Here is a 14,375-nt window from a genome sequence, read left to right as displayed (position 1 = left end):
TAAAATTTAGTTTTCTTTATAAGCACCGAACCTTAAAATTTTTTGTTGTCTTCTGCTGATGAGCTCGTCTATGCTAAGATCGTCTAGCTTATGCAGCTCGGTTAAAACGTAGTTTCCAAGCGCTTTTATCGCGCCGTCTTTATCTCTGTGGGCGCCCGTTTTAGGTTCTTTGATCACGTCGTCGATCAAGCCCAGCTCTTTTAGCTCCTCAGCGGTGATCTTTAGCGCCTTTGTAGCGGCCTCGCTCTTGCTTGGATCGTTCCACAAAATCGCAGCACAGCCCTCTGGAGAGATAACCGAAAAAATTGAGTTTTGAAGCATCGCTAGCCGATCAGCCACGCCGATAGCCAAAGCTCCGCCGCTGCCGCCCTCGCCTATAACTACGGCAATCGTAGGGGTTTTAATATCGCTAAACTCATACAGATTTCGCGCAATAGCCTCGCTCTGACCGCGCTCCTCGGCGCCAAGCCCCGGATATGCACCCGGAGTGTCGATCAAAAACAAAATAGGAAGGTTAAATTTCTCTGCAAGTTTTGCTACGCGCAGAGCCTTGCGATAGCCCTCCGGATGGGGCATGCCGAAATTTCGCTTCAGCTTGTTTTTAGTACCGCGACCCTTCTGCTCGGCGATCACGGCGATTTTGCGGTTGCCCATAATGCCCAGATAGCACACGATCGAAGGATCGTCTCTAAAGGCGCGGTCGCCATGAAGCTCCCTAGCGTCTTGCAAAAGCGCACGAATATAATCGATCGCGTAAGGGCGATCCGGGTGGCGCGCAAGCTGAAGTCTTTGGTATTCGTTTAAATTCTTATAAACTTTGGAAATTTCTTTTTCGAGGTTCTTATTTAAAATTTCGACCGCCTCCTCATCGCCGCGAATTTTTGCAGCGGTGATGTCCTCGTCGATCTGCTTTATAGACTTTTCAAAGTCCAAATAACTCGCCATTAATCTACTCTTTTGAAAATAAGCGACGCGTTTGTGCCGCCGAAACCGAAATTATTGCTCATAACGCAATCGAGTTTGGCTTTTCTAGCGACGTTTGGCACGTAATCCAAATCGCAATCGGGATCTTTTGAAATTTGATTTATCGTAGGCGGTATGATGCCGTTTTGCATCGCTAAAAGGCTGATCGCAGCCTCTACAGCTCCAGCAGCACCCAGGCAGTGTCCTAACTGACCCTTAGTGGAGCTGACCGCAGGCACCTTGCCCTCACCGAAAAGCTCTTTTAACGCCGCGGTTTCGTTTTTATCGTTTATCGCAGTGGACGTTCCGTGAGCGTTGATATAATCAATCTTCGGGCATCCCGCCATCTCGTAGGCCTTTTTCATCGCGCGGATCGGGCCGTCTAGGCTAGGCGAAGTGATATGATAGGCATCGCCGCTAGCGCCGAACCCTACGAGCTCGCCGTAAATTTTAGCGCCGCGCGCTTTTGCGTCCTGTAGCTCTTCTAAAACCAAAGCCGCCGCGCCTTCGCCCATTACAAAGCCATTTCGCTCCGCATCAAACGGACGTGAAGCGTGCGCAGGATCGTCGTTTCTAGCGCAAAGCGCCTTCATCGCAGCAAATCCGCCGATACCTACGGGACAAACCGCAGCCTCGGCTCCCACTGCAAGCATCTTTTTCGCTTCACCGATCATGATAACTCTTGCAGCGTCCATAATCGCATGCGCAGAAGCCGCACAAGCCGTAACGCTGGATAAATTCGGACCTTTTAATTTATAATATATCGAAACAAAGCCGCCGAGCATATTTACTAACGCAGAGGGGATAAAAAACGGAGAAATTCGCCTAGGGCCACGCTGCAAGCAGGTATTGGCATTTATCTCGATATTCGGCAAACCGCCGATACCGCTAGCCGAGCTAACGCCGAATTCGTCGCTATCGAAACCGCTAAATTTAGCGTCCTCTATAGCTTCGCCCGCGGCTTTAAGCCCCAGCTGGACAAATCTATCCATCTTTTTTATCTCTTTTCCATCCTCGATTATGCTCGAAGGATCGAAACCTTTTACTTCAGCTGCAATTTGAACCGGAAATTCGCTAGCGTCAAAGAGCGAAATTTTATCAACCCCGGTTTTTCCGTTACAGATATTTTCAAAACTGCTCTGTTTGTCAAGCCCGAGAGAGGTTATCATCCCGATGCCCGTTACTACGACTCGTTTCAAAACCGCTTCCTTAAAATTTTATTTCTTAGGCAAATTTTCTATATAATCTACTACGTCTTTAATGCTTACTAATTTTTCGGACTCGCTATCAGGGATCTCGATACCGAATTTCTCCTCTAAAGCCATTACTAGCTCAACTACATCAAGAGAGTCCGCGCCCAAATCCTCGATAATTTTAGAGTCAAGTTTAACCTGATCCGGGCTAACGCTTAGTTGTTCTACAACTACGTCTCTTACATCTTCAAATACTGCCATTTTAGCACTCCTTTAAAAAAATACCGCGTAATTCTATAATATTTAACCTTAAATTCCGCTATTTAACGCTACATATAGAGTCCGCCGTTGATTTTAAGCGTCTCGCCCGTAATGTAGCCCGCGCCGTCGCTGAGTAAAAACGCAACTCCTTCGGCGACGTCGCTCGTGTTTCCGAGGCGCTTAAGCGGGATGCTTGCTTCGTAGCTTGCTTTTACGTCGTCGCTTAACGCGTCCGTCATATCGGTGGCGATGAAGCCTGGAGTTATGCAATTAAAGCGGATGCCGCGCGCGGCGCCCTCTTTTGCGAAACTCTTGCTCATCGCGATCATTCCGCCCTTGCTCGCGCTGTAATTGACCTGCCCGGCGTTTCCCATTTCGCCGACGATCGAGGCGATGTTTACGACCGCGCCGAAGCGCTTTTTGCTCATCAGCTTTAGAGCTTCGCGGCAGCCGATAAAGGCGCTGCTTAAATTTGCTTCGATCACGCCCATGAAGTCTTCCAGCTTCATCCTAAGCGCGAGCTTGTCGTTAGTGACGCCCGCGTTATTTACGAGATAGCTTAGCTCGCCGTCGCTTTGCGCGATCAAGCTTAGCGCCTCGCTAAATTCCGCCTCGTTCGTCGCGTCAAATTTTATCACGGCGCCCTCTCCGCCGTTTGCGCGGATCTCCTCTAGCAGCGCGTCGGCAGGCTCTGGTGCAGAGCGATAATTGATCCACACCTTAAGTCCGTAAGAGGCCAAAGTCCTTGCGATCTGTGCGCCGATACCGCGGCTCGCGCCCGTGATTAAAACGTTTTTCCCGCTAAATTTCATATTTGTCCTTTTATTAAAATTTTAATTTCTAGCGTAAATTTATCCAAATTTACCTAAATTTTAGCCGTTTAAATTTAGCTATAACCTGCGCCGTTGAAATTTCAGAATAGCGCCTCGTCCATCTCCGCAGGCTTCGGCAGCCCCATTAGCTTTAGCACGGTCGCTGCGACGTTGCTAAGTCCAAGTCCGCTCTTTAGCTCGCGCACGCCGCGTCCTAGCACGAAACAAAATACGTCAAAGGTCGTGTGGTTGGTTAAAATTTCGCCGTCCGCGTCTCGCATCGCCTCGCAGTTGCCGTGGTCGCTAATCTGCACATAGGCGTAATCATGCGCCCTCGCCGCGCTTAAAATTTTACCGATGCACTCATCCACCGCCTCGACCGCCTTTATCGCGGCGTCGTAGTTGCCCGTATGGCCGACCATATCGCCGTTTGCGAAATTTACGACGATGAAATCGATCCCCGCTTCGATGCCGCGGATCACCGCGTCGCACACCGCAGGCGCGCTCATCTGCGGCTGCTCGTCGTAGGTTTTTACTTTTGGGCTCGGGATTAGCACGCGAGTTTCGTTTGGCAGCGGCTCCTCGACGCCGCCGTTAAAGAAAAACGTCACGTGTGCGTATTTTTCGGTCTCGGCGGTGTGAAGCTGCGTAAGACCGGCTTCCGCGATCACTTCGCAAAGCGTGTTTTTTAGCACGGGCTTCTCAAATAGCAGAGGAAATTTAAAGCTCGCGTCGTATTCGCTCATCGTGATTAAATTTTGTACGACGAACTTCCGCTTGAATTCACTAAAGCTCTCATCACCCAAAGCCGCGCAAAGCTCTCTAGCGCGATCGTTTCTAAAATTTATAAAAATCACTCCGTCATCCGCGCCGATACCGCTAAAGCCGTTAAAGCTCGCAGGCTCGATAAACTCGTCGCTCACGCCGCACTCGTAGCTTTGCAGTATGTACCCGCTAGGCGAAATTTTAAGTGGCGCCGCTTCGCCTATAAGCACGTCGTAAGCGCGCCTTACGCGATCAAAGCGCTTGTCGCGATCCATCGCGTAAAAGCGCCCGCACACGCTCGCAACTTTAAATTTAGCCTCCAAATGCTTTAAAAATTCCGCTCCGCTGCTCGGCGAAACGTCGCGCCCATCGGTGATAGCGTGCGCCCATGTCTCGCAACCCGCATTCTGCGCTATCTCGCAGATCGCGTCGAAATGGCGTAGATGCGAATGCACGCCGCCGTCGCTGTAAAGCCCTATGACGTGCACCCTGCGGCACTTTGAAAGCAGGCTTTGCAGCGCTTCGTTTTTCTCAAGCAAGCCCTCATCGATCGCGCGATCGATTTTGACTAGGTTTTGATATAAAATTCTACCACTTCCGATCGTCATGTGCCCCACTTCGCTGTTTCCCATCTGCCCCTGCGGCAAACCCACGGCAAGCCCAGAGGTATGCAGCAGCGTATTGGGCACGTTTTTAAAAAGATAATCGTAGGCGGGCTTTTTCGCGTTTGCAAACGCGTTAAATTTATCGCTAGCGTTAAAGCCGATGCCGTCGGTGATAAGTAAAATCGTCTTTTGCCCCATTTTGGCTCCTAAATTTCGTCTAAATTTCGCCGCACAGGTCTTTTGAAGCAGGTTCTGCGGCGCTGTTTTTACGAGCGGCATTATACTTTTTTTTGGCAAATGCGGCAAAATTTCATCCGCCCTAAAAGCTAAATTTTACCTCTTTTATACTAAAATGCGCGTTTTCATATAAAATTTCATAAAATTTAAAAGGCAAACTTTGTTTTATTATCTTTACCATCTTACGAATATAAATTTTTTCCAATACATCACCGCGCGCGCAGGAATCGCGTTTTTTATCGCTTTTTGTTTTTCGGTCTGGGCTATGCCGCGGTTTATCCGCTGGGCGCAAGCCAGACACGCCGCGCAGCCCATCTACGAGCTCGCGCCGCAAAACCATCAGAAAAAGAGCAAAACCCCGACGATGGGTGGGCTTGTTTTCGTTACCGCCGCGGTGTTCGCAAGCCTGCTGTGCGCCAAGCTAAACAACGTCTTCGTGCTATGCGGGCTGCTTTGCTTGGTAGGTTTCGGCTACATAGGCTTTAAGGACGACATCTCTAAAATTTTAGGCCGCCAAAACCACGCAGGCCTTAGCGCGCGGGCTAAATTTGCACTGCAAAATTTCTTGGCCTTTCTGATCGGGGCGACGCTTTATGCTTTTAGCGATCTGGGCGGGGAATTTTTCGTGCCGTTTTTTAAGTACCCTCTGCTAAATTTATGGATCTTCGCGCCGCTGTTTTGGACGATCGTGATAAGCGCTAGCTCAAACGCGGTAAATTTAACCGACGGCCTGGACGGATTAGCAACCATTCCGTCGGTATTTTCGCTCTGCAGCTTGGGCGTGTTCGCCTATCTCTGCGGGCATGCGATCTACTCGCAGTATCTCTTGCTACCGCGCGTCGCAGGCGCAGGCGAGGTCTGCATCATCGTCTCGGCACTCATCGGCGCGCTGCTTGGGTTTTTGTGGTTTAACTGCTACCCCGCCGAAGTCTTTATGGGCGATAGCGGCAGCCTCAGCGTAGGCGCGTTTTTAGGATACTGCGCGGTCATCACGAAGAATGAAATTTTACTCATAATGATCGGCTTCGTCTTCGTCATCGAAACGCTCAGCGTGATCTTGCAAGTAGGCAGCTTTAAAATTTTCAAGCGCAGAATTTTCTTGATGGCGCCGATACATCACCATTTCGAGCTTAAAGGCTGGGTCGAAAACAAAATCATTATCCGCTTTTGGATCATCGCGCTGATCGCAAATATCATAGCGCTGACATCGCTGAAACTGAGATAAAATGCGAGCGCAGATCAAGCCCGACTTCGAAACGGCGCGCGAAAGATACGGCGAAATTTTAAAGCAAATTTTAGCCTACACGGCTTACTGCGACGATAACGGCGATCCTGACGGCGCAAAATACCGCGAGCTAGAGGCGACGCTACACGAAATCACGGGCAAAGATATGAGTAAATTTGATCTTTGGGAGTGGTGGGAAGCGGACGGCGCGGAAAATTTGGCTTTCGATATCGCACTACCGGAGCCGCAATTGGTATCGGATATCACAAAGGACGAACTGCGCGAGATCGTGGAGCGGATGAGCACTTTTGAGCCGTGCGAGACGGGAGATGCTTTTTTAGACGCTTTTTACTACCGTCCTAATTTTGCCGCAGACGGTGGATATTTTACCGAGTTTTTAAAGTTAAATTTTAAGGATACTTACGATCCGCGGCTTTTTGAAAGATGCGAGAGAAGCGGAGAAATAAGCGAGCTTAGCGCGGATGAGATAACTCAAATTTTATGGGGCAAAAGGGGAGAAAAATGAAAAAATCGCTATTTGGCTACGGACTTACGACGCGCGCGATCGCCGAGTGCTGCCACAAAGACGGCTCCTGGGAGATCTACGACGATAAATTTGAAATTTCTTCGGGCGCGCCGAAGCTGGATGAGTTCGGCAACGCGCTTTTAAACCCGAGTGATTTCAATCCCGCCGCAAGCGAGCTTGAAATCCCAAGCCCAGGCTTCCCGCCGCATCACGAGCTGGTGCGAAAGGCGCAAAATTTAATCAGCGAATATGATTATTTTGACGATTACGAAGGCCTTAAAATTTGGATCAGCGGCACGAACGGCAAGACCACGACGACGAAGATGATACAGCACCTGCTCGAGCGATACGGATCGCAAATGGGCGGTAATGTGGGCGTCCCGCTTGCAAAGCTTGATAAAAGCGCCAAAATTTGGGTGCTGGAGACGAGCTCGTTTACGCTGCACTACACCAAGCATGCGCGCCCCGATATCTACGTGCTACTTGCGATCACGCCCGATCATCTCAGCTGGCACGGCGATTTCGCGGAGTATGAGCGCGCCAAACTCTCGCCGCTGTTAGCGATGCGCGAAGGCTCCGTGGCGCTGATCCCGCGCGCCTACGAAAGCTCCGCTGCCGCGCAAAACAGCCTAGCTCGCGTAATCTGCTATGATGACGAAGCGGATCTGGCGCAAAAATTCGGCATCGATTTAGGCGAGATAAAATTCCGCACGCCATTTTTGATCGACGCGCTTTTGGCGCTGTGCGTGGAGAAAATTTTATTCGACAGATGCGACGTCGCGCGACTAAACGACTTCGTGATCGAGGGCAATAAACTCGAGGAATTTACCGACGCGCGCGGCAGGCTCTGGGTCAATGACACGAAGGCGACCAACATCGATGCGTGCGCGCAGGCGCTGAAGCGATACGCGGGGCGCAAAATACATCTGATCCTAGGCGGTGACGATAAAGGCGTGGATCTGCACCCGCTTTTTGCGGAGTTTAAAAAATACGATCTGCAAATTTACGCGATCGGCTCAAATACCGATAAAATCGTGCGTTTGTGCGACGAATACGAACTTTCTTGCGTGCGCTGCGAAATTTTACAAACGGCGGTGAGCGAAATTTCGAAGCGCTACCGAGACGTAGGCTTTGAACAAAGCGGCGCAAGCGAATTAGAAGTACAAAATTCAAGCACGGATAGCAGGTGTGACGGCGACAGCAAGGCAAAAGAAAGCGCAAAGATCGGCGAAAATACGCTGCAAAAAGGCGGCGGCTCATCTGCTGCAAGCGACAATGCCTCTTCGCCGAAACGCCGCACAAACGACGGCGAAGAAAAAGAGATCGCGCTGTTAAGCCCCGCGTGTGCGAGCTTGGATCAGTTTAAAAGCTATGCACAGCGCGGTGAGGAATTTAAAAAGTGCGTCGCGGCGCTCGCGGATTGAGTGGGCTCATTAAATACGCCGCAATGCCCATGGGTCAAAAGAAATTTATTAAAATCGGCCCCGAGCGGGCGCCTATCCAAATAGACCCGCTACGCCGATATGAGCAGGCGCGGAGCCGCAGCGTGCCGCGCTAAATTTTAACCGAACAAGACGGCGAATTTATTTCCTAGAGCGATCGCTTGTCTCGTCAACGCAAAGGCCTACCGCTAGATCTCGGTTTAAATTCCGAGCGAGCGACCGGCCGTTTTGCCGCACGGCGCGTAAAAATACGGCAAAATCGCAAATTTTAACCGAGATTTAAGTATTGCATGGCTAAAATTACTTTTTCTTTTTGGTGGTTGGATAGCTCAGTCGGTAGAGCAGCAGACTGAAAATCTGCGTGTCGGCAGTTCGATTCTGCCTCTAACCACCACCCCATAACCCCATATATCTTCAATGAACCCACGCTTAGACAAAAAGCAATCGCGAATTAAATATCTTTTAACACAACAATGCTAAAATAACAAAATTTTACGAAAGGCAAAAGCGGTAAAAGCATGCTAATTCTTGGTGAAAAATACAAATTTACCGACGCGGAGCTAGGAAGGCTTAATAAAAAATTCGATAAGGTCGACATCGTAAAATACGCCGCTCGCCCCTTTGCAGAGGTCCAGCTACAGATCGAAAACCTACTTAAAAATCACAATTATAAATTTCTGATCATAAACACCAAAGAATTTATCGATCCTAAAATGATAAAATTCCTCACGCTTTTGCAGTTTCGCTTCAATCACAAGCGGCTCAAAATTCTAACTATCGAAAAATTTTTAGAAAAATTCTTTCATAAATGCTATATTCCCGACGACGATAGGGATTTGGAATTTTTAAGCAACATTAGGCCGTATAACGACTTCGAGTACGCTACGAAGCGCGTCATAGACTACATAGGCGGAGCGATCCTGTACGTTATATTTTTTGCGATCAAATTTCACGTAAAAAAGAAGATAGACGAGCAGTCACCGGGGAAATTATACTTCATCCAAAATCGCGTAGGACTAAATTTGAAAAATTTCAGATGTTATAAATTTCGAACCATGCACGAGCATTGCGTTCATAATCCATACACGCAGAAAAACGATAGTAGGGTGTTTGAGTTCGGCAAATTTATGAGAAAGACCAGGATGGACGAGCTGCCACAGTGCATCAACGTACTGCGCGGAGATATGCACCTGATCGGTCCTCGCGCGGAGTGGGACATTTTGGTCAGAAACTACGAAAAAGCGATCCCCTATTACAACGAACGCCATCTGGTCCGCCCCGGCATCACCGGCTGGGCGCAGGTCAATTACCCATATGGAGAAAACATCGAGGATGCCAAGCAAAAGCTAATGTATGATCTCTACTACATCAAATACTGGTCGCTGTGGCTGGAGATCAAGACGATCTTTGTGACGATCGCCGTTATGATCAGAAAAAAGGGTTTATGAAATTTAATCTCCCAAAACCATCTTTAAAAGCCTATCGTTTGCTTTATGAACATCAAATTTTTCCTCCGCTATCCTTCTGCTCTCCAGTCCCATTGTATCGATCGCTCCTGGATTTTGTATAAAATACTCCATCTTCTGCACCAGGGCTTCATATTCGTACGGCGGCACCAAAAAGCCGTTCAGTCCGTCCGCGACCGTCTCTTTGCAACCCACGCTATCGGTCGTGATCACCGCCCTGCCTATCGCCATCGCCTCCTGCGTGCTTCTAGGGACGCCTTCTCTGTAATACGACGGCAGTACGAACACGCTAGAGCCCGCGATCCACTCATCCACATTCTCCACGAAGCCCGGATATATCACGATACCGTCGTTTAGATACATATCTAGCTGTCGTTTTTTCAGACCGAAAGGATTTGTCTCGTCAAAGGAGCCTAAAATATAAAATTTCGCCTCTTTGTGCTTTTGCTTTATGATCTTTGCGGCCCGCAGATACTCAAACACCCCCTTCTCCGCCAAAAGCCTAGCTACAAATATAAAACTCACGGGCTTTGCGGGCGCCCTGGAGTATTTAAATTTAACCAGATCGACCCCGATGCCGCCTAAAATTTCAACGCTTTTTACGTCGATTTTATATCTATCTACGAGGTCTTTTTTATCGTCGTTATTTAGCAAGATGAGTTTATCGAGCAGAGGAAGGCTAAACTTATAAAGTAAAATTTGAATAAATTTTATAAATTTAGCCTTAGCGGAAGATCCGTTTTTATGCAAAGTAAAGGCCCCGCCTAGCCCCTCAAGCATACCGACGATACGCGGTATCCCAGCTAATCTTGCCGCTATGGTGCCGAAAATCACGGGCTTGACGAAAAAGCTAAATACGATATCCGGCTTATGTTTTTTAATGAGCTTTATCAAATCATATACCGCAATGGCGTCTCTAAGCGGATTTAAGCCTTTGGAATTTAGCCTGTAATCCAAAGCCGTCGCTCCGAGCTCCTTGATCCTGCTGCGTGAAGTATCGTCGTAATCATCCGCTAGGCAATAAATTTTAAAATTTTGCCCGGCGAGCCTAGCGATAAATTCTTTTCTGAAATTTATCATCATAGAAGCGGCTCCGCCGATAATAAAAATTTTTTTCAAAACGAGACCCTGTTATTAAATAATAGATATTTTATCACGGTGATAAAAAAAGCTATTAGGATAAAATACCCCAAGTAGAAGGTTTTTTTTGTGTTTAAATTTTTAAATAAAACATAGGGGATAAAAAATTCAAAAACGCTAAATAGCAAATAAACTCTGCCTAAAATAGGGATGCCGTAAAATAAAATCCGCAGCAGTGCCGCAAAGTACGCGAGATTGTATAAAAATATGCTCTTTTTATCCGTCTCTTTTTTGTAAAACAGCACAGACAGCATATTCGTAAAAAGAATAAAATAGATGCCCAAATAGCTAAAAATGCTTTCGCTATACGGTTTCATATGATAAGAGACTAGATAGTCCGTGTAGATATTGGCAGGGATGTGATTATAGATAAATTCCGCAACCATCTGAATGATTCCAATCCTATTAAATACAAAAAATAGCATAAATGTAAAAATCATCAAGGCGGCTTTATAGTGCTTTTTAAATAAATCAAATATCAAAAATAGAGGTATTATAATAATAATGGTCGGATGAAAAAGCGCTCCTACGGCAGTAATCACAAAAGATTTTAAAATTTCACGCTCATAATATAAAATGAAAACTATCGGTATAAAGGTTGTAGCAATTATTGATCTAAAGGCATTAAAAGACATAGCAAAAAACGATAAAGTAAAAAGTATATATGTAAAAATTTGAAGTCTATCGTCAAAACGGTAGAATTTCTCATATGTTTTGATCATGCAATTTAAAGCGATGGTCTGCACCACTGCCCAAATAGTAAAAAATAGCACATAATTTGTGGTCAAAGGGCTTAAAAATTTTATTAAAAAGTACATAATTATCCCCTTGTATAGGGGAAATAGCTCAATCTTGCCTAAAAATATATCTCTAAAAAGCTCGTAATCGGTCCCGTAATTATCCTGAAATGCCACCAGAATAAAAAAGATAGATAAAAAAGCATAGTATAGCGGAGGTCGAATTTGTCTGCATTTTATAGAAAAACCATATGCTAAAGCGGCGAAAAAATAAAATATAAAAATTGCGTATAAAGTGTGCATATTTTAACTCATTGTCTATTTAGAGGTATTTTTCCTAACCCAAAGAGCTATCTCTCTAAATTTTAGATAGGCTTTTAATCCTAATAAATTATATATAATAACCCCGATCCTATCCTGCGTCTTAGAATTTTTATCTTTCAGCGCGATCGCGGAATTGTTTTTTATTATCTTATCCATTTTTATTAGAGTACCCCTGCCCAAATCGTCTAAATTATCCTTAAATTTATAAAAGGTCATAAATGCGTCTCTGAGCTTTCTGATCTCTATGGATTTTACGATATCTTTATCATCGCGGAAATATTTTTTTAGCTCGTCTAGGATATTAAATATAATTAAATCTTTAATATCGCCTTTGCTCGTCATGATAGAATTATCTCTTATAAAGTAAAAATAATCCTTCAAGTCGCAAAAAGCTATTTTGTCTACTTTTGAAGCTATTATGGGTGTGGTCGAAAGGTCTTCGTATATCTGACCTTTTGGAAACCTAATGCCTGCAAATAACTCTTTTTTATAAATTTTGGCAACCGCACCGACATTATAAAATTTACCACAAAATAGATTTTCTACGCATTCCTTAGCTGTATGGATTAAAATAGGCTCATCGTTTATACTTTTTTCATAAATTTTATCCTCGCTGTCTTCATAAGCACGCCTAATTGAGGTGATAGCCATATCCGCATCGCATCTATCTATCAAGCAATATAAATTTTGTATATAAAATTTACTTACCCAATCATCGCTATCTATAAAAGTTAAATATTCACCGCTTGCAATATCGATGCCTACATTTCTAGCATCGCTAAGACCGCCGTTCTCTTTATGGATTACTTTTATACGCCCGTCTTTTAACGCATATTCATCACAAATTTCAAAGCAACCATCGGTACTTCCGTCATCAACTAATATTATCTCTAAATTTTTATAAGTTTGATTTATGATGCTATCGATACATTTTCTAAAATACTTTTCGACATTATATATTGGTACTATTATGGATATTAAAACCCCATTCACACGCAGTCCCCGTTAAATTTCATTAATCATTAAAACCGCCGCGACGCCGAATATACATGCCACTAAATACCCGGCTCCAAGTCCGATCACCGTCCCTACGGCACCGTACAGCGGTATAAAACATAAATAAGCCGCAACAGCGCTGCCTAGGGCAAGCCCCCATTTATAAATAAGGAGTTTACCCAACTTCATTTTAATTATATATAAATTTAAGGCCTCATTTAAAAATATAAGCGGCAAAATAAATAATAGATATCTAAAAATTTCTACTGCGTCGTTAAATTTAACTCCGAATATTAAGCTTATTAAAATTGGCGATAAAAAATACATCGCCATAGACGTAAAAAGCGCAATAGTAATCATACCGCAAGCAAGCAGCCATATATTTTTCTTTATGGCGTATAGTTCGTCAAATTTATAAACAAATAAAGGTGCAAATGATACCGCTATAATTGGCGCGATAGCAGTCACGCTACCAAAAAGCTGAATCGCCGAGGCATATAACCCCAAAGTCGTGCCATCGCTTAGATAACGCGTCGCAACGATGTCCGCCCTCAAAAATATACACATAAAGCAGATACCTAGAAAAAATGGCAATCCATCTTTAAGAAGAGACAAAATTTTATTAAAATCAAATGTAAAAAATAGCTCTTTATTTAAAAATTTATAGATCCAAAGTAAACCTAACGCCATGTAAATACTCTCCAATATATACACAAAAGCATAAAGATAGATATTCGTGACTTCCAGCCAAAATAGTAATGCCAAAATAGTAATCTTGATGATCGTAAAGCAGATATATAGCACGCTTCTATATTTTATCATCGTCTGAGATTGTAAAAAAGCCGTGACTATACCAAATGCCTCGTCTAGCAATATACAAAATCCAAGAACCAAACCCAAATAAAATACTTTTATATCATCACCAAAATATACGAATACCAAAAAAGCAATGTATGCTACTATGCAGAAAAACGCTCTTATAAAAAAGCCGCCTCCCATTAAATATCTGCGCTGCATGGCATCCGCGTTCGTAAGCCTAGGCACCATAATCTCTGCCGGATTGACATATGAAAGCGATTTGAAAATAACTATAAGCCCCAATAAATATTGAAAAATTCCATATTTTTCAACCCCTAAAACTCTGGCTAAAATCGACGCCGTCACAATACTGCCGCCGATCCTAATACCATGTTCGAACAGAAGCCAGAAAATATTTTTGATAAATTTTATTTTGTTGCTCATAGTCTTAAGCTCAAAATCCTTTAAAAATTTAGATCGTATAATTGTATCCAGCAAAAATTTAAAAGCAAATAAACAATATAAATAAATTATGCGGATTTAAATTTACCTATGAATAAATTATTCAAAATCTAAAGTAATTGTAAAAGCAATAAAGCAACTAGGTAAAATAACAGAGAAGTAAATAAAGTTAATATGCTTAGACATAACAATTTCTGCCAAAACCCAGACAAAACAATAGCTAAAATTTACAATCTTATCTGCCTCCGAAAAATATAGAGTCATACCCTTTATAAATTTTTATAAAAACAAAGGGAGAAGTCCAATTTACGCCCTTTCCCTATTTTATATATTCTTTCTTTTTACTCTCCCTTACCCTTCTTACCCCTCTTCCCTTTAGCCTTAGACGATCCCTCTTCTTTAGCTTCGTCTTTCATCTTATCC

General features: G+C 44.5%; 13 protein-coding genes and 1 tRNA gene. 5 read left to right on the top strand and 9 right to left on the bottom strand.

The window, feature by feature from the left end; all coding sequences use genetic code 11:
- Positions 1-6: 6 nt before the first annotated feature.
- From accA to gpmI, 5 genes are all read right to left on the bottom strand, one after another.
- Positions 7-945: an acetyl-CoA carboxylase carboxyl transferase subunit alpha gene (gene accA / locus QZ176_RS03610; protein WP_295151319.1), complete on the bottom strand. Its 939-nt coding sequence runs from the start codon at positions 943-945 to the stop codon at positions 7-9.
- The gene (locus QZ176_RS03605) at positions 945-2,162 is read right to left on the bottom strand and encodes a beta-ketoacyl-ACP synthase II (RefSeq protein ID WP_295151318.1); all 1,218 of its coding nucleotides are present in this window, start codon (positions 2,160-2,162) and stop codon (positions 945-947) included. The genes accA and QZ176_RS03605 overlap by 1 nt, the downstream gene beginning before the upstream one ends.
- Before the next feature lie 18 nt (positions 2,163-2,180).
- A complete protein-coding gene (acpP, locus tag QZ176_RS03600) occupies positions 2,181-2,417 on the bottom strand; it encodes an acyl carrier protein (protein ID WP_005873350.1) in 237 nt (78 codons plus the stop codon).
- A 68-nt stretch (positions 2,418-2,485) separates the two neighbouring features.
- Entirely contained in the window at positions 2,486-3,229 is a 744-nt protein-coding gene (gene fabG / locus QZ176_RS03595) for a 3-oxoacyl-ACP reductase FabG (RefSeq protein ID WP_295151317.1), read from the bottom strand.
- Positions 3,230-3,330: 101 nt separating this feature from the next.
- The gene (gene gpmI / locus QZ176_RS03590) at positions 3,331-4,797 is read right to left on the bottom strand and encodes a 2,3-bisphosphoglycerate-independent phosphoglycerate mutase (RefSeq protein ID WP_295151427.1); all 1,467 of its coding nucleotides are present in this window, start codon (positions 4,795-4,797) and stop codon (positions 3,331-3,333) included.
- Positions 4,798-4,996: 199 nt separating this feature from the next.
- Here gpmI and mraY point away from each other — a divergent pair, with 199 nt between their 5' ends.
- From mraY to QZ176_RS03565, 5 genes are all read left to right on the top strand, one after another.
- Positions 4,997-6,061 (top strand): phospho-N-acetylmuramoyl-pentapeptide-transferase, encoded by a 1,065-nt coding sequence (gene mraY, locus QZ176_RS03585; RefSeq protein ID WP_295151316.1) that lies wholly within the window; start codon positions 4,997-4,999, stop codon positions 6,059-6,061.
- 1 nt (position 6,062) lies between these two features.
- A complete protein-coding gene (locus QZ176_RS03580; RefSeq protein ID WP_295151315.1) occupies positions 6,063-6,587 on the top strand; it encodes a hypothetical protein in 525 nt (174 codons plus the stop codon).
- Positions 6,584-8,011, top strand: a complete 1,428-nt coding sequence (murD, locus tag QZ176_RS03575) for a UDP-N-acetylmuramoyl-L-alanine--D-glutamate ligase (protein WP_295151314.1) — start codon at positions 6,584-6,586, stop codon at positions 8,009-8,011. The genes QZ176_RS03580 and murD overlap by 4 nt, the downstream gene beginning before the upstream one ends.
- A gap of 336 nt (positions 8,012-8,347) precedes the next feature.
- Positions 8,348-8,423: transfer RNA gene (locus QZ176_RS03570), tRNA-Phe, on the top strand.
- 124 nt (positions 8,424-8,547) lie between these two features.
- Complete coding sequence (locus QZ176_RS03565) at positions 8,548-9,477, top strand: sugar transferase (RefSeq protein ID WP_295151313.1); 930 nt, start codon at positions 8,548-8,550, stop codon at positions 9,475-9,477.
- Positions 9,478-9,480: 3 nt separating this feature from the next.
- Here QZ176_RS03565 and QZ176_RS03560 read toward each other — a convergent pair whose 3' ends face one another.
- Genes QZ176_RS03560 through QZ176_RS03545 form a run of 4 tightly spaced genes read right to left on the bottom strand, consistent with a single transcriptional unit; the run spans position 9,481 to position 13,934 of the window.
- The gene (locus QZ176_RS03560; protein WP_295151312.1) at positions 9,481-10,614 is read right to left on the bottom strand and encodes a glycosyltransferase family 4 protein; all 1,134 of its coding nucleotides are present in this window, start codon (positions 10,612-10,614) and stop codon (positions 9,481-9,483) included.
- Entirely contained in the window at positions 10,611-11,675 is a 1,065-nt protein-coding gene (locus QZ176_RS03555; protein ID WP_295151311.1) for an EpsG family protein, read from the bottom strand. Before QZ176_RS03555 ends, QZ176_RS03560 begins: the two co-directional genes overlap by 4 nt.
- Before the next feature lie 15 nt (positions 11,676-11,690).
- Positions 11,691-12,689 (bottom strand): glycosyltransferase family 2 protein, encoded by a 999-nt coding sequence (locus QZ176_RS03550; RefSeq protein ID WP_295151310.1) that lies wholly within the window; start codon positions 12,687-12,689, stop codon positions 11,691-11,693.
- A gap of 12 nt (positions 12,690-12,701) precedes the next feature.
- Entirely contained in the window at positions 12,702-13,934 is a 1,233-nt protein-coding gene (locus QZ176_RS03545; protein WP_295151308.1) for an oligosaccharide flippase family protein, read from the bottom strand.
- Positions 13,935-14,375: the final 441 nt, after the last annotated feature.

Source organism: uncultured Campylobacter sp. (assembly GCF_905373215.1).
Lineage (GTDB): Bacteria > Campylobacterota > Campylobacteria > Campylobacterales > Campylobacteraceae > Campylobacter_B.
The sequence above is the reverse complement of the archived record's forward strand: the minus strand, read 5'-3'. Positions and strand labels throughout refer to the sequence as shown.

Coding starts and splice junctions, on each gene's coding strand:
- accA (WP_295151319.1), bottom strand. CDS start 945: ATGGCGAGTTATTTGGACTTTGAAAAGTCTATAAAGCAGATCGACGAG.
- acpP (WP_005873350.1), bottom strand. CDS start 2,417: ATGGCAGTATTTGAAGATGTAAGAGACGTAGTTGTAGAACAACTAAGC.
- fabG (WP_295151317.1), bottom strand. CDS start 3,229: ATGAAATTTAGCGGGAAAAACGTTTTAATCACGGGCGCGAGCCGCGGT.
- gpmI (WP_295151427.1), bottom strand. CDS start 4,797: ATGGGGCAAAAGACGATTTTACTTATCACCGACGGCATCGGCTTTAAC.
- QZ176_RS03580 (WP_295151315.1), top strand. CDS start 6,063: ATGCGAGCGCAGATCAAGCCCGACTTCGAAACGGCGCGCGAAAGATAC.
- murD (WP_295151314.1), top strand. CDS start 6,584: ATGAAAAAATCGCTATTTGGCTACGGACTTACGACGCGCGCGATCGCC.
- QZ176_RS03565 (WP_295151313.1), top strand. CDS start 8,548: ATGCTAATTCTTGGTGAAAAATACAAATTTACCGACGCGGAGCTAGGA.
- QZ176_RS03555 (WP_295151311.1), bottom strand. CDS start 11,675: ATGCACACTTTATACGCAATTTTTATATTTTATTTTTTCGCCGCTTTA.
- QZ176_RS03545 (WP_295151308.1), bottom strand. CDS start 13,934: ATGAGCAACAAAATAAAATTTATCAAAAATATTTTCTGGCTTCTGTTC.